At 40.4% G+C, this 23,205-nt stretch carries 18 protein-coding genes; 13 read left to right on the forward strand and 5 right to left on the reverse strand.

Annotation, left to right across the window (positions count from 1 at the left end; all coding sequences use genetic code 11):
- The first annotated feature begins 485 nt into the window (after positions 1-485).
- The 11 genes from HUW48_RS05760 to HUW48_RS05805 all read left to right on the forward strand — a co-directional run bounded on the left by HUW48_RS05760 (position 486) and on the right by HUW48_RS05805 (position 13,121).
- A complete protein-coding gene (locus HUW48_RS05760) occupies positions 486-1,400 on the forward strand; it encodes a M20/M25/M40 family metallo-hydrolase (protein ID WP_182414771.1) in 915 nt (304 codons plus the stop codon).
- 125 nt (positions 1,401-1,525) lie between these two features.
- Positions 1,526-3,739, forward strand: a complete 2,214-nt coding sequence (locus HUW48_RS05765; RefSeq protein WP_182414772.1) for a sodium-translocating pyrophosphatase — start codon at positions 1,526-1,528, stop codon at positions 3,737-3,739.
- A gap of 460 nt (positions 3,740-4,199) precedes the next feature.
- Positions 4,200-4,742 (forward strand): hypoxanthine phosphoribosyltransferase, encoded by a 543-nt coding sequence (hpt, locus tag HUW48_RS05770; RefSeq protein WP_182414773.1) that lies wholly within the window; start codon positions 4,200-4,202, stop codon positions 4,740-4,742.
- Positions 4,743-4,928: 186 nt separating this feature from the next.
- Entirely contained in the window at positions 4,929-5,060 is a 132-nt protein-coding gene (locus HUW48_RS27205) for a hypothetical protein (protein WP_262891492.1), read from the forward strand.
- A gap of 587 nt (positions 5,061-5,647) precedes the next feature.
- A complete protein-coding gene (locus HUW48_RS05775; protein WP_182414774.1) occupies positions 5,648-6,238 on the forward strand; it encodes an adenylate kinase in 591 nt (196 codons plus the stop codon).
- Between the two features lie 360 nt (positions 6,239-6,598).
- Positions 6,599-7,594, forward strand: a complete 996-nt coding sequence (obgE, locus tag HUW48_RS05780; protein WP_182414775.1) for a GTPase ObgE — start codon at positions 6,599-6,601, stop codon at positions 7,592-7,594.
- Between the two features lie 147 nt (positions 7,595-7,741).
- Positions 7,742-8,320, forward strand: a complete 579-nt coding sequence (locus HUW48_RS05785) for a nucleotide exchange factor GrpE (RefSeq protein WP_182414776.1) — start codon at positions 7,742-7,744, stop codon at positions 8,318-8,320.
- 3 nt (positions 8,321-8,323) lie between these two features.
- Positions 8,324-9,463 (forward strand): molecular chaperone DnaJ, encoded by a 1,140-nt coding sequence (gene dnaJ, locus HUW48_RS05790; protein WP_182414777.1) that lies wholly within the window; start codon positions 8,324-8,326, stop codon positions 9,461-9,463.
- A gap of 534 nt (positions 9,464-9,997) precedes the next feature.
- Entirely contained in the window at positions 9,998-10,909 is a 912-nt protein-coding gene (locus HUW48_RS05795; protein WP_182414778.1) for an ABC transporter ATP-binding protein, read from the forward strand.
- Positions 10,902-12,197, forward strand: a complete 1,296-nt coding sequence (locus tag HUW48_RS05800; RefSeq protein WP_182414779.1) for an ABC transporter permease — start codon at positions 10,902-10,904, stop codon at positions 12,195-12,197. Before HUW48_RS05795 ends, HUW48_RS05800 begins: the two co-directional genes overlap by 8 nt.
- Positions 12,198-12,263: 66 nt before the next feature.
- Positions 12,264-13,121 carry a bestrophin family protein gene (locus HUW48_RS05805; RefSeq protein ID WP_182414780.1) on the forward strand — a complete coding sequence of 286 codons (858 nt, stop codon included), beginning with the start codon at positions 12,264-12,266 and terminating at the stop codon, positions 13,119-13,121.
- Between the two features lie 95 nt (positions 13,122-13,216).
- Here HUW48_RS05805 and HUW48_RS05810 read toward each other — a convergent pair whose 3' ends face one another.
- Positions 13,217-13,570 (reverse strand): HesB/IscA family protein, encoded by a 354-nt coding sequence (locus tag HUW48_RS05810; protein WP_182414781.1) that lies wholly within the window; start codon positions 13,568-13,570, stop codon positions 13,217-13,219.
- Positions 13,571-13,713: 143 nt separating this feature from the next.
- Here HUW48_RS05810 and HUW48_RS05815 point away from each other — a divergent pair, with 143 nt between their 5' ends.
- Positions 13,714-14,238 carry a DUF7935 family protein gene (locus HUW48_RS05815; RefSeq protein ID WP_182414782.1) on the forward strand — a complete coding sequence of 175 codons (525 nt, stop codon included), beginning with the start codon at positions 13,714-13,716 and terminating at the stop codon, positions 14,236-14,238.
- A 189-nt stretch (positions 14,239-14,427) separates the two neighbouring features.
- Here HUW48_RS05815 and HUW48_RS05820 read toward each other — a convergent pair whose 3' ends face one another.
- Together HUW48_RS05820 and serA are read right to left on the reverse strand one after the other, a co-directional pair.
- Positions 14,428-15,516, reverse strand: a complete 1,089-nt coding sequence (locus HUW48_RS05820; RefSeq protein ID WP_182414783.1) for an aminotransferase class V-fold PLP-dependent enzyme — start codon at positions 15,514-15,516, stop codon at positions 14,428-14,430.
- A 132-nt stretch (positions 15,517-15,648) separates the two neighbouring features.
- Complete coding sequence (serA, locus tag HUW48_RS05825; RefSeq protein ID WP_182414784.1) at positions 15,649-17,541, reverse strand: phosphoglycerate dehydrogenase; 1,893 nt, start codon at positions 17,539-17,541, stop codon at positions 15,649-15,651.
- A 694-nt stretch (positions 17,542-18,235) separates the two neighbouring features.
- On the opposite strand from serA, the gene HUW48_RS05830 reads away from it, so the two are divergent.
- On the forward strand, positions 18,236-20,257 hold the full coding sequence (locus HUW48_RS05830) for a tail fiber domain-containing protein (RefSeq protein ID WP_182414785.1): 2,022 nt from the start codon (positions 18,236-18,238) through the stop codon (positions 20,255-20,257).
- A 107-nt stretch (positions 20,258-20,364) separates the two neighbouring features.
- Here HUW48_RS05830 and HUW48_RS05835 read toward each other — a convergent pair whose 3' ends face one another.
- Both HUW48_RS05835 and bshA read right to left on the reverse strand, forming a co-directional pair.
- Positions 20,365-21,516: a hypothetical protein gene (locus tag HUW48_RS05835; RefSeq protein ID WP_182414786.1), complete on the reverse strand. Its 1,152-nt coding sequence runs from the start codon at positions 21,514-21,516 to the stop codon at positions 20,365-20,367.
- A gap of 154 nt (positions 21,517-21,670) precedes the next feature.
- A complete protein-coding gene (gene bshA, locus HUW48_RS05840; RefSeq protein ID WP_182414787.1) occupies positions 21,671-22,819 on the reverse strand; it encodes an N-acetyl-alpha-D-glucosaminyl L-malate synthase BshA in 1,149 nt (382 codons plus the stop codon).
- Between the last annotated feature and the right edge of the window lie 386 nt (positions 22,820-23,205).

Raw genomic sequence — 23,205 nt, forward strand, 5'->3', positions numbered from 1 at the left:
ATTAAATCCAAACGAGTAAAAGTAAAATTTTACCAAGATTATGGCAAAAAATTTAAATAATCGACCAAGGTAATGCTTTCATACGCAAAATTCGCCTCCAGGAATTTCTTTATTTTAGCAAAGCTTCCCATAATGCAACATCTCTGGTAAAATGTTTATATAATCTAAAAGCTTTTATCCGAAGCTTAATTTTGAAAAGTAAATTAGCCTTCGTGTTTTTGAAGAAAAACTAATTTAGTAAATCATGCTTACTTTTTATCTTGTTTTAATAAGGGTAAGAATAAGAATCTGGTTGAAGAAGAACCTGAATCTACGGAAGAATGGGATAGTATTCTTTCATCCATAAAATCGTACTATCTTTAATTTTTTGTTGATCTATTTTTATAAAAATACTTTCTGCATAATTAAAATGAAGCACGTAGCTTTTGGTTGATAAATTAATTTTATTACAAAACGAATAAGCCTTGCTTTTACATACACCCGTTATGGAATTATTAAAACAACTTTGTCAGATTCATGCTCCCTCGGGCAATGAGGTGAAACTCACTCAATTTTTATTGGAATACATTGAACAGAATAAAGCCAATTGGCGGATAACGCCACAAGTAATTGCCGGTGAAGGATTTCAGGATTGTATTATTCTAGTGTTCGGGCAGCCCCGTACCGCCCTATTTGCGCACATCGACTCAATTGGCTTTACAGTTCGCTATAGCCGGGAGTTAATTACAATTGGCGGGCCGGATACCGAAACGGGTTACCGGCTGGTGGGAGAAGATAGTCAGGGACCCATTGCCTGTACCTTACACGTGTCTGAAGAAGATAATAGTTTGAGTTACGAGTTTGAACGGGAAATTGAACGCGGTACCGAACTGGTTTTTGCCTGCGATTTCCGGGAGACAGAAACTACGGTACAATCGTGCTACCTGGATAACCGTTTAGGCGTTTGGAATGCTTTAGAGGTGGCTAAAACTTTGGAAAACGGAGCTATTGTATTTTCGTGCTGGGAAGAACACCGGGGTGGTTCGGTAGCCTACCTGGCAAAGTATTTACACGAAAAATATGGGGTAAAACAAGCCTTGATTTCTGATATTACCTGGGTAACGGAAGGAGTTCATTCGGGTAAAGGTGTAGTTATTTCGCTGCGCGATTCTTTAATTCCGCGGCGCAGTTTTGTGAATAAATTAATTGCCCTGGCACAGCAAACAAATATTTCTTTTCAGTTAGAGGTGGAAGGAGCTGGCGGCAGCGATGCCAAAGAATTGCAACAAAGTAGTGTGCCCTGGGATTGGTGTTTCGTGGGAGCCCCCGAAGACAACGTACATTCTCCCGACGAAATCGTTTATAAAGCCGACATTCAAAGCATGGTAGCCTTGTACCAAGTACTCATGCGAAATCTGTGAAATCCGTTTAATCTGTGATTCTTTTTTATTTGCTTTGGTGGCTTGCAGATGTGGAATTAATAGGTTTAATTTACCAGATACGCATATAGTATAAAAAGCATTCTTATCAACTTAAACCCGTCTACATGGAGAACATTGTTTACTTAATTCCGGCTTTCGGAGTAATTGCCTTATTGTATACATTTGTGAAATCGGCTTGGGTCAGTCGCCAGGATGCCGGCGATGCGAAGATGACGACCATTGCTAAATACATTGCGGAGGGAGCGATGGCTTTTCTGCAGGCCGAGTACAAAGTGTTAGCTTATTTTGTTGTTATTGCTAGTCTTTTTTTAGGGTACCTGGGTACGGTAGGAGAGAATTCCTCGCCGGTAATTGTGGTCGCCTTTATTATTGGTGCTTTTTTCTCCGCCTTAGCGGGTTTTATCGGGATGCGGATTGCAACCAAAGCCAACGTTCGTACGGCGCAGGCAGCCCGTACCAGTTTATCTAAAGCCTTAGATGTATCGTTTACCGGTGGCGCCGTAATGGGTATGGGCGTAGCAGGTTTGGCGGTGTTGGGTTTAGGAGGCTTGTTTATTGTATTTAAGGCTATGTTTGTGGGCGATACCTACAACGCCGACGAAATGGAACGTGCCCTGGAAGTATTAACCGGATTTTCGCTAGGTGCCGAAAGTATTGCCTTGTTTGCCCGGGTAGGCGGGGGTATTTACACCAAAGCTGCCGACGTAGGAGCGGATTTAGTAGGTAAAGTAGAAGCAGGTATTCCCGAAGATGACCCTCGTAACCCCGCTACTATTGCCGATAATGTGGGCGATAACGTGGGTGACGTGGCCGGAATGGGAGCCGATTTATTTGGTTCGTACGTGGCTACTATTTTAGCAACCATGGTGCTGGGTCGGGAAATCACCGTTACCGATAACTTTGGTGGCATTTCGCCGATTTTATTACCTATGGTAATTGCGGGTTTAGGCATCATCTTCTCGATGATCGGCACCTTTTTCGTAAAAGTAAGCGAAGGCGGCGACGTGCAACGTGCTTTAAACCTGGGTAACTGGTCGTCGGTAATTTTAACGGCTATTGCCTCTTATTTTGTAATTAACTTTATTTTGCCCGAAGGTTCTTTAAACTTACGCGGATTTGAGTTTAGCAGGATGGATGTTTTTTACGCGGTACTCGTGGGTTTAGTAGTAGGTACCTTAATGAGTATTATTACGGAATACTATACCGCCATGGGCAAGCGGCCGGTTATGAGTATTGTGCGCCAAAGCAGTACCGGCCACGCAACTACCGTTATTGGTGGTTTAGCGGTGGGTATGGAATCTACGGTATTGCCTATTCTGGTTTTAGCAGGTGGTATTATTTTATCTTACGAAGCTGCGGGTTTATACGGGGTAGCCATTGCCGCAGCAGGCATGATGGCCACTACTGCCATGCAATTAGCCATTGATGCTTTCGGGCCGATTGCTGATAACGCTGGTGGTATTGCCGAAATGAGTGAGTTGCCCAAAGACGTGCGGGCCAAAACCGATATTCTGGATGCTGTTGGGAACACTACAGCGGCTACCGGTAAGGGCTTCGCGATTGCCTCGGCGGCTTTAACTTCCCTTGCTTTATTTGCCGCTTTTATGGGAACTGCTAATATTACCCGCATTGATATTTCGAACGCCCGGGTACTGGCCGGTTTATTCGTGGGCGGTATGATTCCTTTTATCTTCTCGGCACTGGCTATTTCGGCGGTAGGTAGAGCAGCGATGGCCATGGTAGAAGAAGTACGTCGGCAGTTCCGCGAAATTCCTGGTATTATGGAAGGAACCGGTAAACCGGAATACGATAAATGCGTGGCTATTTCTACGAAGGCGGCTATCCGGGAAATGATGTTGCCGGGCGCTATTGCTTTAATTGTTCCTATTATTATTGGTTTTACTTTTGGGCCGGAAGTTTTAGGTGGCTTGCTGGCAGGGGTTACGGTATCAGGTGTTTTAATGGCCATGTTTCAATCAAACGCTGGTGGTGCCTGGGATAATGCGAAAAAGTCTTTTGAAAAAGGCGTAGAAATTAATGGGAAAATGGAATACAAAGGTTCAGATGCGCACAAGGCTTCGGTAACCGGCGATACGGTAGGTGATCCATTTAAAGATACGTCTGGCCCGTCCATGAATATTTTGATTAAGCTGATGTCGATTGTATCGTTGGTAATTGCACCGCATATTGCTGTTCCGGATACCGAACCAACCGAAACTCCGACAACGCATCTGCAAAAATCACCTGAACAAAAAGTTGCGCCAGCTACAACCAGTACTATTTCTGAGGCTAAAATACTTTTTATTGCCGGACGGTAATAGTAAGATATTGTACAATTATCTAAGCCCTTAAAGCAATTTAAGGGCTTGTTTTTTATTAAGGTTATCTTTCGTGCGGATATTATACGAGGTAGTATTTACTAAATACCAGGAGAAATTGGGTATTAGTAAAAGGTTAGAATTAGGGTAAAGGAAGGAAAATTTATTTGTCGGGTTATTCAGGAGGAGACTATATTAAATAGTTTACTGCTGAAGGGTTCGCACATTTTAGCTTATTTCTTTTACTTCTTTCAATCATACGCTCGGACAGCTTTTGATTATCTATCGAACTGAGCTAATACTATTGGGTATTAAAACCATTATTATTCCCCAATTCGGAAGGGAAAATCTAATAGGCGGTAGATTTTAATTCGACCTAAATATTACTTAAATAAAAGAAGCGTCTAAATTATTTTCAACTCGTAAATTGCAATTGGCAACTAAAAACCTGCAACTAATTATGAGCGACTCAACGGTTCAACTGCACGACAAAGAATTTACTATTTACTTACAGGAAAATGAAATCCGGCAAGCAATCGAACGTTTAGCTGTTCAAATTAATCAAGATTACAAAGAAAACACCCCGGTTTTCTTAGCTGTTCTGAATGGCTCTTTTATGTTTGCCTCTGATTTAATGAAAGAAATAAAAATTCCCTGCGAAATTTCTTTTATCAAATTAGCTTCCTACCAAAATACCCAAAGTACTGGTACCGTGAAAGAATTGGTAGGCTTAAACGAAGAAGTAAGAAGCCGGCATATCATTATTTTAGAAGATATCGTGGACACAGGGCATACCGTAAGTGTACTTTTAGAGAAATTACAGGCCTTTTCCCCTGCTTCTATCCAAATAGCAAGTTTGCTTTTAAAGCCAGCCAGTCTGCAGCATCCTTTGCAATTAAAGTACACCGCTCTTTCTATTCCCAACGATTTTGTGGTAGGGTACGGGCTAGATTATAACGGTTTAGGACGCAACCTTCGCCATCTTTACAAGGTCAAGAGCTAATCAGTAGGTTCTTAAGTAGTTGTTCGTTGTTCGTTGTTCGATGATAGGTTGATTACATTTTGATAATTGTGCTATTGTATCAAAATGTTAACATAGGTTTTGCTTGCTAGTAAGCGTTTTCTTTGGAGCCGGTTCCAAGTCTCCAGACACAGGTGCTAACTTATTTGACAAGGCTGAGTTTGCCTCGTGGCCGGTGGGCCTCGTTCGGCTATTGAGGGCCTTTTAGCGAACCTTGGCTCACTGCGTTGCGCCATGCTCCTCTGCAGCACCGGAACGCTAAAAGGCCCTCAACAGCCAAACTGGTGTCTTTGTGCTTAGCTAATGCATTTCTTCCACATCTTGTATAATGAAGGATAGGAAAATTTTTTAACCGTCTCCTAATAATTTTTAAAATTAAACTTCTTGGTTCTATTTCTCGCTCAGCACTTCCTGATAAAGTCAGTTTAATACAATCTAATAATTCTTAAAAAAGTAAAAACAGTAGCTAAATGCAAAGGCACCGGTTGGGCTATGGAGCACCTGCTAGGCTTCTGGTACCGCAGGCATTCTGTAGGAGTAATTTAGAAAATAACGGCATCTCCTCCCCTGTTTTTAGGGGAGGTGCCTTTAGGCGGAGGGGTTTTCTAGGCCTACCAGCCTCGAGGCAAACTTAGGCTGTTCTATTGCATCAGCACTGCAGCCTGGAGACGGGAACCGGCTCCAAAGATGGATTAATAAGAAGTCTTGTAACTTCAATTTTAAAAAATTTTAAAATTAAGAGAGATATACCTGTATTTTTACAAAAAGTTTTCTTTATCAAGGTTCTATCAAGATAAATTTTTAAGAAATTCCGTGTAATCCTTTAATTTGTTTAATCAACGATTCAATATTATTTGTACTTTTGAATTTATTAACTTAAAAAAGGCATGTTAAATATTGTTTTATTTGGCCCTCCGGGTGCGGGAAAAGGAACGCAAAGTCAGAAATTAATTGATACGTATAACTTAATTCACCTTTCTACCGGTGATTTGCTGCGCTCAGAAATTGCGGCTGGTACCGAATTGGGATTGCGGGCCAAAAAACTAATGGATCAAGGAACGCTGGTGCCCGACGAAGTAGTAATTGGAATGATTGATTCCAAGCTCAAAGAAAATAAGAACGCGGCTGGTTTTATATTTGATGGTTTTCCACGCACAGTACCTCAAGCTAAAAGCTTAGATGCTTTACTCGAACAAAACCATACGGCTATAAGTGGCATGATTGCCTTGGAAGTAAACGAAGAAGAGCTAACCAAACGCCTTTTAATCCGGGGGCAAACTTCCGGCCGTCCAGACGATCAAAACGAAGGATTAGTGCGGAAGCGCGTACAGGAATACAATACCAAAACTGCTCCCGTAGCGGGTTATTATGCTAATCAGGGCAAATTCAACGCTATTAATGGTATTGGGGAAATTGAAGAAATCTTCACCGAAATTTGCGAAATTGTTGATGCCTTCGCTGTCCAGCCAAAAGCGTAAACAGACGAAAACCCAAGGACAATAGACCAAGCCCATCTGGGACAGCAATATTAAAAAATCTGCTTAGAGAATGGAGTAGTGATCTTGGGTTTAAACTACTGGGAAAGATTTAATAGAAACTCATTTTTAAAATCTTTTGGCTGCGTGCATTTAAAGCCGCAGCTAATCAGATTTCATGGAATTTGTGTAAATTCTTTATAGCGGTTTTAAAATTAAGCACTATCTGAACCAGTTTTAGAACGAAGCAGTTACTTGTATTGGTTATAATCTAATACAAGTAACTGCTTCGTTCTAAAACTTTAAACTTACGAACTACTGCCGTGGTCTATCGACCGTGGACTGTAGACCAAAAACCAACTCGTGGCTACATCCAACTTTATTGATTACGTTAAAATATGCTGCCGTTCTGGTCACGGAGGTGCTGGATCGGCACATTTATTCCGGGATAAAAAAAACGCCAAAGGTGGTCCGGATGGCGGCGATGGCGGTCGTGGAGGGCATATTATTTTAAGAGGTAATGCCCAACTCTGGACTTTGTTGCACTTACAATATCAAAAACACGTTATTGCCAAACACGGCGAAGGCGGTAGTAAAGATACGTCTACGGGTGCGAACGGGGAAGATGTAATTCTGGAGGTTCCCATTGGTACCATTGCCCGCGATGCCGAAACCGGCGAAGTGAAAACAGAAATAACAGAAGATGGCCAAACGGTAATTCTAACCCCGGGTGGTCGGGGTGGTTTAGGAAATTCCCATTTTAAATCTCCTACCAACCAAACCCCGCGTTATGCGCAACCCGGCGAACCCGGCCTGGAAGAATGGGTAATACTGGAACTTAAATTATTAGCCGATGTAGGATTGGTTGGATTTCCTAATGCAGGAAAATCAACGTTGTTGTCGGTAGTGTCGGCGGCTAAACCTAAAATTGCTAATTATCCTTTTACTACCCTTGTGCCAAATTTAGGCGTGGTGCCTTACCGCGATTACAAGTCGTTTGTAATGGCCGATATTCCCGGAATTATTGAAGGCGCTTCGGAAGGAAAAGGCTTGGGCCTACGTTTTCTGCGACACATCGAGCGCAACTCCATTCTCTTGTTTATGGTGTCTGCCGAGAGTGCCGATATTGCTAATGAATATGCTGTTCTTTTAAACGAGTTGGGAACTTACAACCCGGAATTGCTGGCAAAAAAACGTTTGCTAGCGGTTACTAAGGCAGATTTACTCGACGAAGAATTGGAAAATGAAATCCGGAAGACTTTGCCGCCGCAGGTACCCGCTGTATTTATATCCAGCATCACCCAGAAAAATATTCAGGTTTTAAAAGATATGCTGTGGCAGGTTTTAACGAACGCGTAATTTTTTTAAGCCTGCGGAATTAAAAAGTATAAATTTTCATTTACCAGAAAAGAAACCCAGGCCTCAGATGTGTCAGATTGTCACTTTAAGGCTTTGGCAAATAAATTGATACGCACCTTACAAACCAATTGGAAGAATAAATAAGCTATGTCAGCGGATAACAATACACAACCCGAAGCCGAAGATTTTGAAAATGTAACGGAGGCCAGTTTACCCGAAGATACTGGCTCCGAGCAGCCCGATTCACCTGCCGAAACCGAGCAATCAACCGGTAATGGCCAGGCATCTAAATCAGAAGCGGAATTGAACGAATTAAAAGATAAATATTTACGGTTATATTCAGAATTCGACAACTACAAACGCCGCACTTCTAAGGAGCGTTTAGATTTGTTGAAATCTGCCAATCAGGAAATGATTGTTGCTTTGCTGCCGGTTCTGGATGATTTCGACCGGGCTCGTCAGGCAATGGAAAATGCCCAGGAGGTAGAAGCGGTAAAAGCCGGCGTGGATTTAATCTATAATAAACTACAATCTATAATGCAGCAAAAAGGTTTGAAACCCATGGAAGCCGTAGGCCAACCATTTGACGCCGAGCTGCACGAAGCCATTACCCAGATTCCGGCCCCAGACGAAGCTCTGAAAGGGAAAGTAATAGACCAGGTAGAAAAAGGATATTACCTGAATGATAAAGTTGTTCGCTTCGCGAAAGTTATAATAGGAGCATAGGCCATGGCTAAGAGAGATTACTACGAGGTATTGGGGGTGAGCAAAAGCGCCAGTGCTGACGAAATTAAAAAAGCATACCGTAAAATTGCCATTAAATACCATCCGGACAAAAATCCGGATGATCCATCCGCCGAAGACAAATTTAAAGAAGCCGCCGAAGCGTACGAAGTTCTCAGCGACCAGGATAAACGCGGTCGTTATGACCAGTTTGGTCACCAGGGCGTAAATGGAGGCGGTTATGGCCATATGAACATGGATGATATCTTCTCTCAGTTTGGAGATATATTCGGTGGTGGCAGCCCGTTTGGTGACATTTTTGGCGGTGGCCGTTCCAGTAATGGACGCCGGGTACGAAAAGGTACCAACCTACGCATTAAATTAAAGCTCGACCTGGAAGAAATTGCCAATGGGGTGGAGAAAAAAATAAAAGTAAAACGGTACGTAGCTTGTAATACTTGCGGCGGAAACGGAGCTAAAAATGGTACGGCGCTGCAAACCTGTAGTGGCTGCCAGGGTACCGGCCAGGTGAAAAAAGTAGTAAATACGATGTTGGGCCAAATGGTTTCCACGTCTACCTGTCCCGTGTGCGATGGCGAAGGTAAAAAAGTAAGCCAGAACTGCGAAGTTTGCCAGGGCGAAGGCCGGGAATTAAAAGAAGAAGTAATTGCTATTAACGTTCCGGCTGGGGTAGGCGATGGCATGCAGCTTTCTATGAGTGGCAAAGGTAACGTGCCGCAACGCGGTGGTATTGCCGGCGATTTACTCATTCAGATTGAAGAAGAAGCGCATCCATTACTGAAGCGGGAAGGCAATAACATTATATTTGAGCAGTACATCAGCTTCGTAGACGCCGTTTTAGGGGCTAATATTGAAGTGCCCACTATTGAAGGTAAAGTAAAAATTAAAATTGATCCGGGTACCCAGGGAGGCAAAATTTTACGCTTACGTGGTAAAGGGATTAAAGATATAAACGGCTACGGTAAAGGCGATCAACTGATTCATATTAATGTTTGGACCCCGAAACACGTATCCAACGACGAACGCCAGGTGCTGGAGAAATTGCGTAACTCCGATAATTTTGTGCCCAACCCGGGCAAAAATGAAAAAGGCTTCTTCGAGAAAATGAAAGAATATTTCCAATAGGGTCACGGATTTTCGCGGATTAACAGGATTACGCGGATTCCTTATCACAGATTTAACGTATTATAAAATGCCTCTTCTGAATAAGGAGAGGCATTTTTGTTTTTAAAAGGGTTATAATAGAATTAAAAGCGTAAAGCAGTAAACTAGAATAATAAACATAACAGAATGCCCTCCTTAAATTAAGGGAACAGGGGAAGTTAATTTTAGAGAAAAAGATAGCGCTAATTCTTAATGGTGCCTTCGAAATCATCTGATTCGATGAGAAAAAGTAAATTTTTATTCCATCTCTGGTTCAGGCCTTTGAGCTTTCGGGTGCAAAGCTTTCTGAGATACTAGGAAAGGAAAGATCAACAGGCTGAACCAGAGATGGGCAAGGCCCGCCGGGCACGAGGCAAACAGGGAACGGTTCAATCTTGATAGCACCGTAGTATTGAGACTGGAACAGGCTCAAAAGAATTCAGTTTACCTAATTCCTTACCAGACTGCTTGTGAATCTAAGCCGAAAGACTAAATTTGAAAATAAAAGCAAGCACCTTGAGTATACTCAAAATTGTAGGAGTAAGTAAAAAATACGCCTCCCACCAAGCTCTCCAAGATATTACCTTCGATATTCCCACCGGACGCATCTTTGGTTTATTAGGTCCTAACGGAGCCGGTAAAACATCGCTTATCCGGATTATTACTCAAATTACGGGTGCTGATACTGGCCAGATTTTTTTTAAAGATGAATTGCTGCATCCCAACCATATTCGATCGATGGGCTACTTGCCCGAAGAAAGGGGATTATACAAAAAAATGAAGGTAGGAGAGCAACTGCTTTATCTGGCCCAACTAAAAGGATTATCAAAAGCGGAAGCTACGGATAAGATAAAAAAATGGGTAGATAAACTGGAAATTCGTTCGTGGTTAGGTAAACCCATAGAAGACTTATCGAAAGGTATGCAGCAAAAAGTGCAGTTTACTGCAACGGTTATGCACCAGCCTGAACTTATCATTCTCGACGAACCTTTCTCGGGATTTGACCCGATTAATGCCAATGTTATTAAAGATGAAATTTTAGCGCTCCGGGAGGCAGGTTCTACTATTATTTTCTCTACGCACCGCATGGAATCAGTAGAAGAACTGTGCGATGATATTGCCTTAATTAATCGGTCGCGCATGATTTTAAATGGCCCGGTGAAAGAAATTAAAAACACCTATAAAACCAATACTTATCTGGTAGAAGGAACCGGCCGATTGCTTATTTTATCCCCTGATTTTAAAGTAGTGGAGCAACAACAAAACGGTAATTATTTCCGGGGAGTGATTCAGTTATTGCACGGTGTGTCACCCAACCACTTATTACGATATTTAATCGAGCGGGTAGAAGTACACGCTTTACGAGAGCAAATTCCAAGTATTAACGACATATTTATCAAACAGGTAAAAGAAAATCAGGATGCATAAAATCTGGCTTATTATTCAACGGGAGTACTTGGTGCGGGTGCGCAAGAAAAGCTTTATTATCATGACCTTACTTGGTCCCATTTTATTGGCCTCAATTATGGTGGTGCCTATTTGGTTGGCCAGTGTTTCGGATACTACCAATACCATTGAAGTGCTCGACGAGAGTGGCCTTTTCGTAAACGCTTTTAAAGATACCAACGAAACCAAATACATTCCGGTAAGTGGATCTTTGGAAACTCATAAAACAGCTTTTCTGCAAACCAATTATACCGCTCTGCTTTACATTCCGAAGTTAAATTTAGATAAACCCGAAGGTATTCGGTTATACTCCAAAACTAATTTGGGTATTAGCAAGCAATTGCAACTGGAGAATATTCTAAAAAAAGAGATTGAAACTCTAAAATTCAAACAATCTGGCATTGACCGGGAAGTGTTGGAAAAAATGAAAACGAATGTCAGCATTAATACTACTAACCTTACCGATAACGGCGAGCAAAATAATAATGCTATGGTTACTACTGCTGCTGGTTATGTGGGGGCATTTCTGATTTATATGTTTATTTTTATTTACGGAGTACAGATTATGCGGGGAGTAATTGAAGAGAAAACCAATCGCATTGTAGAAGTAATTATCTCGTCGGTGAAGCCCTTTCAGTTGATGGCCGGTAAAATTATTGGGATTGCGGCTGTTGGGCTTACCCAATTTTTGCTTTGGATTATATTGTCGGCCGCTGTTACTACGGTGGTTTCTTCCCGGTTTGAGGTTGACCGGTTTTCGGATGCCCGCATTTCGGAAACTTTAAAAGAAAGCAAAGATCCGGCAAAAGCCAAAGAAATGAACAACATAGTAAGTGCCCTGGACAGCCTGAACGTGCCTTTGTTACTCGGTTGTTTTGTTTTTTACTTTTTAGGGGGATATTTACTTTATGGGGCCCTATTTGGAGCAGTAGGCTCGGCCGTAGATAACGAAACAGATACGCAACAGTTTATGTTGCCCATTACCATCCCACTGGTTTTATCCTTTATTGTGGCGCAAACGGTAATAATCAAAAACCCGGACGGGCCGGTTGCTTTCTGGATGTCTATGATTCCGTTTACTTCGCCTATTGCCATGATGCTTCGTTTGCCTTTTGGGGTACCTTATTGGCAAATTCTGTTGTCTATGTTTTTTTTAATACTGGGTTTTGTTTTTACGACGTGGATAGCCGCCCGTATTTACCGGGTCGGAATTTTGTTGTACGGGAAAAAGCCTACCTACAAAGAATTATCGAAGTGGTTATTTTATTAAATAATTTCCCAAAAATTTAAGCAAAATAATCCCTTCAAACGACAGGGTAAAAGAAACATTTAGCTTGTGATTAATTACAACCCCAAAGACTGGTTTACCTTTATTTTCCGGATAACGCGGGCCGATACTTTCCGGAAGTTGCTGCCTTTAATGCTGGCAGTAAGTGTTTATTCAGCGGCCATTGCTTATTTTGAGTTAAATTATATTAACATCAACGATTCTCAGAATCTTCGGAATGTGGGAATGATGCATAATGTGCTGGGTTTTGTTATTTCGTTGTTATTGGTTTTCCGGACGAATACCGCTTACGACCGCTGGTGGGAAGGACGCAAGATTTGGGGAGGTTTAACAAACAGTTCGCGAAATTTAGCAATAAAAATTTCTTCTTTTTTGAAAGAAGAAGCAGATAAGCAGTTTTTCCGGAAAATGATTCCGAATTATGCCTTTGCTTTAAAAAATTTACTGCGTGAAAACGAAGATTACCATGAGTTAGATCCGGTTTTAGATTTAAAGCTGGAGAAACACGTACCTAATCAAATTGCTGCCGCTATTTACCAACATGTAAATGCCCTGTATTCCCAAAACAAAATCTCTGATGCTCAATTATGGATTTTAAACGAAGAAGTAAAGTCCTTAACCGAGCATTGCGGAGCTTGTGAACGTATTAAGAATACGCCTATACCATTTACGTATAGTGTGTTTATCAAGAAATTCGTTTTTTTCTACGTCATGACTTTGCCCTTTGGTTGGGTGTTTAGCGTGGGTTATTACATAGTGCCGGTAGTGGTATTAATTTTATATGCTCTGGCTAGTTTAGAGTTAATTGCCGAAGAAATTGAAAATCCGTTTGGCTCCGATGCCAATGATTTACCCATTGACCAAATTTGCTTAAACATCCGCAAACACGTTGGAGAATTAATATGATATAAACAGTTAGTAATAATTAGTCAGAAACAAGAAAAGCCACTTTATAGTGGCTTTTCTTGTTTCTGACTAATTATAAATTTAAAAATCTAGCTTTAAGAGGAGAATGAACTGCCGCAGCCACAGGTACTCGTTGCCTGCGGATTGTTAAAGGTAAAACCCCGGGCATTCAGGCCATCCTGAAAGTCAATTTCCATCCCTATAACGTACATACCGTGTTTCTTATCCATTATAACAAGTACGCCATCCACTTCGTAGGCTTCGTCGCTATCTTTCTTTTTATCAAAACCCAGCAAATAAGACATACCAGAACAACCACCGCCTTGTACTCCTACGCGTAACCCATATTCGGCGGGTACGTTTTTATCCTGCATAATAATTTTAACTTCGGTTAAAGCCCGAGGAGTAATAGTAATGGGAGCTATTTTATTTAGAGTGGTAGTTACCATATTAATAGAAAAATAAATTGTTCACAAAAATAACTAATATTCAGTATAATTGTTTTGCATAACTAATATAAGCTAAAACAGGCCGATTACCTAAATGATTCCGATGCAGTATTGCGGTCATTATTTAAATCACAAATACAACTATGCAAGATTACCTTATCGATTTGCTAAAAATTGTGTTGCCCGCTGGCCTGGTACTCGTAGGCATGTACCTGGTAATTAAATCTTATCTTGATAAAGAAACTCAGCGCCGGGTTTTAGAATTACGCATGAAAAACACCGAGGTAGTTTTACCTATCCGCCTACAAGCCTACGAACGAATTGGTTTGTTATTAGAGCGAATTGCTCCCAGTAATTTACTTATTCGGGTAAGCCCGGCCGGGCAGAATGCAACGGAGTTTCAATACACGCTTTTAGCCGAAATCCGGAGTGAGTTTAGTCATAACGCTTCGCAACAAATATACATGAGCGAAGTTGCCTGGCAGCACGTAAAACAAGCCAAAGAAGATGTGGTTACCATGGTAAATAAAGCCTTCCACGAGTTACCCGAAAATGCCAAAGGAACTGATCTGGCTAAGCGGATTTTGGAATCGGTAATTGCAGATAATAACGAACCCACCGCTGTGGCACTAAGCTTTATTAAACAGGAAATAAATCAGGTGTTTTAAATTTTTGAATTTTCGCAAAAATTAATTGTCAGTGAAGACAGTGCCAATGGCTGGGGTCACCGGCTTCTAGTGCCGCCTGGTGCCGCCGTTTGTGTCTTCACAAACGGCTTTTTTTAAACCTGTAATAAAAAACAAACCCAATAAGCAATCGCTTACCGGGTTTGTTTTTATATAATAGAATCTTTTAAATTAATTAAATAACTCTTGTAATTTATAAACTAAAGCTTGCACTTGCGCCAGGGAATGCGCTGGAAAATTAGCAATCCGGATTTGGGTATCTTTATAGTTACCGTAACCACTGCCAATTACCATATCAAAAGGAGCTAATTTTTTTATTACTTCCGCCGACGATACTTTGGTGTTGGCAATAATAGTAGTTTGCGACCGGTGTGTTGGTTCAGCTACAGCAATATCAAAGTTCTGACTGGTGGCCAGATAATCGTAAATTAATTTAGCTTTAGTTTCCGTTTCTTGCCTTATGGTAGCTGCCCCATGATGATTCATTTCTTCTAAAACTTTACCGAGCAAGTAAATGGCCAGAACGTTTGGTGTTTCCGGATTTTGATAGGTGCGCGCTTTGCTGAGTAAGCTCGGAATACTGTGAAACGAACCGATAGACAAACCTTTACTTTTTAATGCTACTGCCTTAGCCACGCAACGATCATTTACTAGCCAAATACCTAAGCCGGCCGGTAAACCAAAACCTTTCTGCACCGAAAAATAAGTAGAATCAATCAGGTTAAAATCAAACTCCGGGTAAGGAGCCGACGAAACCGCATCTACGTAAATTAAAGCTTCTGAATTTACTTTAGCCCGTAACAAATTAATATCAGCCACTGGGGTACTTGCACCCGAACTGGTTTCGTTTTGTACTACCGCTATTAATTCAGTTGATTTGGGAACATCCAGGTCAGCAATACTAAAACCTTGGCCAAAAGGAGCTTCGTGCTTGGTTGCTTTCCGGCCTAGTTCGAGCGAGATTTCGTAAAAACGTTTAGAGAAAGACCCGTTTACCAAATGAAAACTTTCTTTTTCCACATTATTCTGGATAGCCCGTTCCCAAACTTCATTCGCCGAAGAAACAAACAAAATATCCCAGTTAGCAGGTAGTTGCAGCAATTGGCGTAAACCGGTTACGGCGTGCGCGTAAATATCTTTAAACTGCTGGCTCCGGTGCGAAATAGAACCAATTTTGTTTGCCATAGCCGTAGCCATGTGAGCGGATATAGTTGGGTATAACTCAGAAGGCCCTGGCGTAAAGTAAATTTTGTTAGTCATTTGGTTGAAAAGTTACAAAGTTGTAAGGTTGGAAAGTTTCCAAGTTTAGGTTTGGAAAGTTAAATCAGTTATAAATATATTTTAAGTTTTTAAATAACTTTTTAACTTTTCAACCTTCTAACCTTTCAACTATTAATAAAGCACTCGGAATTTGATCGTATTCTGAATATTCCGCAGGTCGCCGATCAGGTTTTTGTCGTAAGCTTTATCGATATCGGTGATTACGTAGCCAATATTTTCGTTTGTTTTTAAGTACTGGCCTAAAATATTAACGTGGTGGTTTGCCAGCACATTATTAATATTAGCTAATACCCCCGGAACGTTATCGTGTACGTGAATTAAACGATGCGCATTTTTTAACTCCGGCAATTGAATATTCGGGAAATTAACGCTTTGATAGGTATTACCGGTGTTAATGTACTCCATAATGCGGTTCGGAACGAAGTTCGCAATATTAGCCTGGGCTTCGGAAGTGCTGCCGCCAATGTGGGGCGTTAAAATTACATTGGCTAAACCGCGCAGTTCGCTCACAAATTCCTCAGCGTTGTTCGCCGGCTCATGCGGGAATACATCCACAGCAGCCCCGATAATTTTACCGGATTTAATATTTTTTACCAAGCTTGCAATATCTACCAAATGGCCACGGCTTAAGTTCAGGAAAATAACGCCGTCTTTCATGGCTTCAAACTCGGCCGGTCCAAAGAAATCTTTGTTGCTGGCCCGACCATCTACGTGCAGGGTTATAATATCGGCTATGCTAAGGAGTTGCTTTAACGAAGTGCATTTTTTAGCATTACCCAGTTGTAGTTTTTCAACGATGTCGTAGTAATACACTTCCATGCCCATAGCTTCGGCCAGAACAGATAATTGCGAGCCAATATTGCCGTAACCCACAATACCTAACTTTTTACCCCGTACTTCAAAGCTATTATGCGCCGATTTATCCCATTTGCCCTGGTGCATTTTTTCGCTTTTGGTAGGTATATTCCGGGAGAGCATGATTATTTCGCCAATGGCTAGTTCTACCACACTTCGGGTGTTGCTATACGGGGCATTAAAGGCCGCAATACCCGCTTTGGCGCAGGCTTTCAGGTCGATTTGGTTGGTACCAATACAAAAAGCTCCTACCGCCATTAATTTATTCGCACTCTCAATTACTTTTTGCGTAACGTGGGTTTTTGACCGGATACCTAAGATGGATACATTTTTTACTTTTTCACAAAGTTGTTCTTCGTTTAAAGCGGTATTCATAATTTCCACCTGATAGCCTTCCTGCTTAAACAAACGAACTGCTTCCGGGTGAATATTCTCCAAAAGTAACACGCTAATCCGGTTTTTAGGATACGAAATGGCCATTGGTAATTTATTTTGATACAAGAATTCGTCGAAGCTAGGGGCAATGTGTTCCGCTTTAGCCACTACCGCATCACGAACTACGTTTTCGGTGAAAGCGTAAAATTTATTAGCTAAACCAGCTTCTTTAATTTCGTAATCGGTGTATCCATCTCCCAGCACGTACACGTCGCCTTGTAGGGCCAGATTTTCCAGCAGCTTAATTTTACCTTTGTCGTGGCACAGCACGTTCTCCTGGTCGAAGCCTATGATATTACCATTCTCGTCGTAACGGAAAGTATTGGCATAAATATTTTCTTCTTTAATGCCGTACTCGGTAACAATAGGAGTTATAAATTCTTTAAAACCGCTTGATACAATCAGAATCTGATCGGCAAAGGCAGTAAAAAAATCTTTATTGCGGCGAATAGAGTCTGATACTTTCGTTTTTAGCGTGGCAATGAGCGGGTTTAAGTGCTTTTTGTTCGCTTTTAGTAAAATCAAACGTTGGGTTAGTCCTTCGGTAAAAGAACTGCGACCATCCATAGCACTATTGGTCAGGTTTTTAATTTCTGCCAGAATCTGCTCTTTATTTTCATCGTCTTTCAGCGAAATTTCTCCTAACTCATCTAGGGCTTCAACCTGAGTAAATGTACTATCGAAATCTATTATGAAGAATTTGTCTTTGATCATGGCAATAAAACTTGAAAACTAGAAACCAAAGTTGAAAATTTTTTACTGTTTATCGAAGCGATTAATTATTTTATTCTAAAAATTAGAAAGAGTCCGGAATTTAAAGTTAATAATCTTTCCTAATTTGAAATTTTATAATAATGTGCAGTAAAAAAGAGTAATTTTCTAATGTAAGATTTACTATGAATGCCGAACAGTAAAATTAAGTATAAAATTTTAAGAGTAATTAATAATTTATTTCATTCAGTTTAAGTAGCATTCTATAAAAATTCTAGTTTAACAACCTAGGTTATAAATTTTACTTTTTTATTATTTTACAATTTTTAATAAAATTCTCTGAAAAATTTTATTAAAAATTAAAGCTATATAACTAAATTTACTTAATACCGTACGCTTATAAATACCACAACTTTTCTTTTCTCATTTTCTATTGAATAACATATTCTTTTCAGAATGAAGAGAATTTAATGTTAAATAATTTTTCCTTAAAGAACATATAGTATATTCTGCCTGTAAAGCTTGTTTTTTAGGCTTTTTTACCAGTAAGGAGTATCTTCTGCCAGTCAAGCCTAAGCATCTTTAAGGCTTTTTCATTTATCCCGAGTTGAACCCATCAGTTTAGCCTTATTTCGAAGGCTTGGTCGAGTACATTCCTTACATATTACCTTTCGAATATCAATTTATTTCAGACATCATGAAATCTAAAATTTTATGTACAGGCTTTTTTTGTGGGCTAATTAGTATTTGGTTACAGGTTGAGGTTAAAGCACAAACCGGAAATTATTTTGCCGGTTCTAGGGCAGGTTTTGCTAATACAACTGGCAGTTATGATACATTTGTAGGATACCAGGCTGGACGATTCAACACTGTAGGTAATTATAATTCTTTCTTTGGTTATAGGGCAGGGTATGTTAATACTTCAGGAAGCAGCAATTCTTTTGTAGGCTATAGTGCAGGTAGAGGCAATACTACCGGTCGTAATAATTCCTTTTTTGGAAGAAGTGCCGGAATTACGAATTCAACTGGAAATAATAATTCTTTTTTTGGCTACTATGCCGGTTATGCAAACAGTACTGGTAGTTTTAATTCATTTATTGGTTATCAAGCTGGATATTCAAATACTACCGGTGAAGCCAACTCTTTTGTAGGATATAGTGCCGGTAGTGGCAATACTATTGGTAATTCTAATTCCTTCGTAGGTTACAGCGCGGGTAGAGTCAACACCACTGGTAGTGAAAATGCTTTCTTTGGCAGGAGTGCAGGTAGAGCCAATACAACTGGTAGTTCTAATTCATTTATTGGCTTCGAATCAGGGTTTAGAAATACTTCTGGTAATCTAAATGCTTTTTTAGGCTGGCGAGCTGGTTACAAAAATACTACTGGGTCTGGTAATTCTTTCGTAGGAGGTAATGCTGGTGCAAGTAACACCACAGGTTTTTATAACTCTTTCTTTGGTTATACTGCAGGTTTAACTAATACTACGGGTGCTGGCGATACTTTTGTAGGATTTGCGGCAGGCCGCTTGAATACTACTGGTGGTTTTAATACTTTCCTAGGCTACCGAGCTGGTGACGCCAATAATGTTGGTGAACATAATTCTTTCATAGGAGCTGCTGCTGGTCATGGCAATACAACTGGTAGTTCTAATTCACTTATAGGTTATCAATCGGGATATTCAAATACCACCGGTGGTCTAAATGCTTTTTTAGGCTGGCGATCTGGTTATGCAAATACCGTAGGTCAAAGTAATTCTTTTATTGGATACAGAGCTGGTAGAGATAATACTTCTGGTGATTATAATTCCTTTGTTGGAAGAGATGCGGGTATTTCTAATACTACTGGCTCTGGTAACAGCAGTTTAGGCTATTTAGCTGGTCCAAGTGTTGGAACTCTTTCCAATGCTACAGCCATTGGTATCAGGGCTCAGGTATCACAAGATAATTCACTTGTGCTTGGAGCCATTTTTGGGGTTAACAATGCTACAGCTAACACGAATGTAGGTATTCGTACCACCGCTCCTCAGCATACGCTTCACGTTAACTCTAGGGATGCGGCAAAAATTGGGGGTGGACCTTGGATAGCTGCTTCGGATAACCGCCTTAAAAAGGATGTGGAATCGTTTACCGATGGATTAGAAATGCTTTCAAAAGTGAATCCGGTTTGGTTTCGGTATAATGGTAAAGCAGGTATTACTAGTGAAGACCGTTACGTAGGAGTAATTGCCCAGGACATGCAAAAGGTGGCACCTTATACTGTTAGTGAGTTTGCTTTTAAAGATGAAACTGGTCAGGAGGAAAAATATCTTGAATTTGATGGCAATGCGCTTACTTATATGCTGATTAACGCGGTAAAGCAACAAAGTCAACAAATTACTGCTTTACAAAATGAACTCGCCCAGGTAAAACAGTTACTTTCTCCTAATACTCCTTTAATTCCTTCAGAAAAAACTCCATTGGGAGCAGAACTGTGGCAAAATGAACCTAATCCTTCGAAAGAATCTACTCTTATCCGCTACTTTATTCCAGAATCAGCAATGGCGGCACAGCTTAAGTTTTACTCGGCAGATGGGAAAGAGGTTCATTCCGTCAATATCAGTCAAAAAGGCTTGGGAGAACTTAACTTAAATAATAGACAGTTGCCGGAAGGTGTTTACATTTACCGGCTTTTAATTAATGGACAAAGTGCCGCAAGTAAAAAACTTGTAGTTAGTAAATAAGTTTGAAATACTATATTGTACTTTGCAGCAGGTAGTATTATTTATATTTTAAATGCTACTTGCTGCAGTTTTTACAATTATTAGGTTTTGAAAATTTAAATTATTTTTTAACCTGGTTGCCCAACTACCTTTATAACTTTGTTGCCGGGTGAATTTTCAATGCAATGTTTATATGCTTCGGCAACTTGTTTAAATTTTTCGGAATGTAAGTGCAGCTCGTCGAACCAATCATTAAAATTAGATGCGGTACCCCGGCAATCAATGTGGTACACGTTTTTGAATGAACGAGCTACATCGGCAAACATATAATTTACTTCAAAGATAATGGCTTTTATAATTTTTTGGCTGGTTACCTCATCCGTAATGCCTTTAATCATAAGGGGCCTTTTAAGCCATTTGCCGGAGCCTATCATTAGGTTTAGAATAGGTTGTAAGGCGTACCATTTTTTCCAGCGGGTTTTATAAGTAGGAATGGCGTAATCGTAGCCTTGGGTAATTATTTTCATGTCATTAAACTTGCCGGAATCACGCAAACGCTGAAAAAGTTGATAATATTGGGCTTTAATGGTCCAGATAAAAGAATAAAAATCTTTGGTTAGATACTGGTAACCCGTTAAAATATCTGCTTTATCCTGCTCATTTTCCCCGGCCAGCATTTTTTCTATTTCGTGAGCCGGGCGCAAAGGGCCGGTACATTTTGCTTTTACCATTATGGCCAGGCGATTAAAGCTTAATAAGTCATTACCGCCCCCACTAATCAAAAATACTTCGGGCCGGTGAATGGAGAGTTCTTCGATGTATTTTTCGTCGTACAAGATATTAGTAAACCAATCGCCTCCGTAGGCCAGACTGTAAATGGCATAGTTCGGTTCCTTGCTTAGCCAATCCAAAATATCCTTGATAAAAAAGGGGAACTGAAACCACGAATCGCCTTCCGCTACGATTACTTTATGCTTGGTATACTTGGGGTTCCGAAAACCTCTTTTGATTTTCTGATAGTAATGGACATGCCGGAAATACGTACTTAGTTTGTTTAATAGACCTAAAATACCAGTAGTTGCATCTGATTCAACCAGGAGAGAATTTTCGTTTAGGTCGAATATCCGCAGCAATAATTGGCGTAAATCGGCAAAATTCAGTTGTAGTTCGGGATCAACCAATTGCTTAAATTCTGCTTCCGAAAATTCTAAAGGATAAGCTACAATTTTATCTATTAGTTCTTGTTTGTCTTTAAAGCCCGGTATTTCTAAACTACTCATTCTGATTTTAAATCTGCTGGTTGTTAAAAGCAAAGCTTAATATATTTTGTATACGAGCAAATTCAATTAAAAAGAAAACGCTTATTACTCTCTGCCTGATAAATAAAAAAGCCCCACCAAACGGCGAGGCTTCTTATTTATAGAATGTTTGAGGCTAAACTGAGGCGCTTACTTCCTGTAGTTGGGCGTCAATTACTTTTTGATACACATCTTCGTAGCGGGGCACAATCTTGTCTACTTCAAATTCGCGGGCGCGGGCTAAGGCATTGGCGCGGAACTGGGGTAATTGGGCATCATCTAAAATAAACAAAGCATTTTTAACCATATCTTCCACATCGCCCACATTACTTACGAAACCAGTTACCCCGTCAAGGTTCAATTCCGGAATACCGCCGGCGTTCGAGGAAATAACCGGTACTTCGCAGGCCATGGCTTCGAGAGCTGCCAAACCAAAGCTTTCTTTTTCCGAGGGCATCAGAAATAAATCACATACCGAAAGTACTTCCTCAACGGCATCAAGCTTGCCTAAAAAACGAACATCGCCGCAAATTTTAAGCTGACGACAAAGTTTTTCCATTTTCTGCCGGTCGGGTCCGTCGCCGACTAAAAGTAATTTGCTCGGAATTTTGCGCCGGACTTTATCAAATATTTTTAATACGTCCTGTACTCTTTTTACACCCCGGAAGTTAGAGGTATGCACTAAAAGCTTTTCGCCAAAAGGAGCAATAGCTGCCCGAAAATGGTCTTTGTGTTGTTTCCGGAATCGCTGTAAATTGATAAAGTTAGGAATAACTACAATTTCTTTTTCAATAGCGAAATGCTCGTAGGTTTCCCGGCGCAGATCATTCGAAACAGCCGTTACGCCATCTGATTGGTTAATACTAAAGGTAACCACCGGTTCATATGACGAATCTTTTCCTACCAGGGTAATATCAGTGCCGTGCAAAGTTGTTACAACCGGAATGTTTATGCCTTTTGTTTTCAGGATTTGTTTAGCCATAAAAGCGGCCGATGCGTGCGGAATAGCATAGTGTACGTGTAAAATATCCAGCTTTTCGAACTGCACAATATCTACCATTTTACTAGCTAAGGCCAACTCGTATGGTGCATGCTGAAAAAGGGGATAAGAGGGAACGTTTACTTCGTGGTAGAAAACATTGGCACTAAAAAAATCAAGCCGAACGGGTTGACTGTAGGTAATAAAATGAACTTTATGGCCTCTTACAGCCAAAGCGTTCCCTAATTCGGTGGCTACAACACCACTGCCGCCAAAAGTAGGGTAACAAACAACTCCGATATTCATGGTAAAAGTAAATGAGTTTTAAGCAATGTACGTACAACAACCATTAAAAAGAACAAATGTTCGGCAGCATAAATTAACTTTCGCAAACTTTAATTTTAAGCTATTTTAATTTAGTAAGTAAAAGTTTAAATAAGCTTACCTGTAACAATAACTTAGGTTGATTCTTATTAGAAAAATTTACTAAAAACCACAGGATAAAAATGCAGTTGAAGGAGCCAATGGTTGCTAACAGAAATTTAAGTTGTAGAGCTATTACAGCTCATTCTATACCCTTTTCTTCCAGAAAGCAAACTTAGTAACCTGCTCTTGCAATATCTACTTATGGCTTACGAAATATTTGGTAGTGGCAGATACAGCATTTTCGATTGTAAGGCAAAAAGGTGAGT

The organism is Adhaeribacter radiodurans (genome assembly GCF_014075995.1).
In the GTDB taxonomy this organism is placed as follows: Bacteria; Bacteroidota; Bacteroidia; order Cytophagales; family Hymenobacteraceae; genus Adhaeribacter; species Adhaeribacter radiodurans.

What these genes read in the sequence shown, in the direction of transcription:
- bshA (WP_182414787.1), bottom strand. Translation starts at nt 22,819, where the DNA reads ATGAATATCGGAGTTGTTTGTTACCCTACTTTTGGCGGCAGTGGTGTT.
- HUW48_RS05760 (WP_182414771.1), top strand. Translation starts at nt 486, where the DNA reads ATGGAATTATTAAAACAACTTTGTCAGATTCATGCTCCCTCGGGCAAT.
- HUW48_RS05835 (WP_182414786.1), bottom strand. Translation starts at nt 21,516, where the DNA reads ATGAGTAGTTTAGAAATACCGGGCTTTAAAGACAAACAAGAACTAATA.
- HUW48_RS05775 (WP_182414774.1), top strand. Translation starts at nt 5,648, where the DNA reads ATGTTAAATATTGTTTTATTTGGCCCTCCGGGTGCGGGAAAAGGAACG.
- HUW48_RS05800 (WP_182414779.1), top strand. Translation starts at nt 10,902, where the DNA reads ATGCATAAAATCTGGCTTATTATTCAACGGGAGTACTTGGTGCGGGTG.
- HUW48_RS05765 (WP_182414772.1), top strand. Translation starts at nt 1,526, where the DNA reads ATGGAGAACATTGTTTACTTAATTCCGGCTTTCGGAGTAATTGCCTTA.
- hpt (WP_182414773.1), top strand. Translation starts at nt 4,200, where the DNA reads ATGAGCGACTCAACGGTTCAACTGCACGACAAAGAATTTACTATTTAC.
- HUW48_RS05815 (WP_182414782.1), top strand. Translation starts at nt 13,714, where the DNA reads ATGCAAGATTACCTTATCGATTTGCTAAAAATTGTGTTGCCCGCTGGC.
- HUW48_RS05830 (WP_182414785.1), top strand. Translation starts at nt 18,236, where the DNA reads ATGAAATCTAAAATTTTATGTACAGGCTTTTTTTGTGGGCTAATTAGT.
- HUW48_RS05810 (WP_182414781.1), bottom strand. Translation starts at nt 13,570, where the DNA reads ATGGTAACTACCACTCTAAATAAAATAGCTCCCATTACTATTACTCCT.
- dnaJ (WP_182414777.1), top strand. Translation starts at nt 8,324, where the DNA reads ATGGCTAAGAGAGATTACTACGAGGTATTGGGGGTGAGCAAAAGCGCC.
- HUW48_RS05820 (WP_182414783.1), bottom strand. Translation starts at nt 15,516, where the DNA reads ATGACTAACAAAATTTACTTTACGCCAGGGCCTTCTGAGTTATACCCA.
- serA (WP_182414784.1), bottom strand. Translation starts at nt 17,541, where the DNA reads ATGATCAAAGACAAATTCTTCATAATAGATTTCGATAGTACATTTACT.
- HUW48_RS05785 (WP_182414776.1), top strand. Translation starts at nt 7,742, where the DNA reads ATGTCAGCGGATAACAATACACAACCCGAAGCCGAAGATTTTGAAAAT.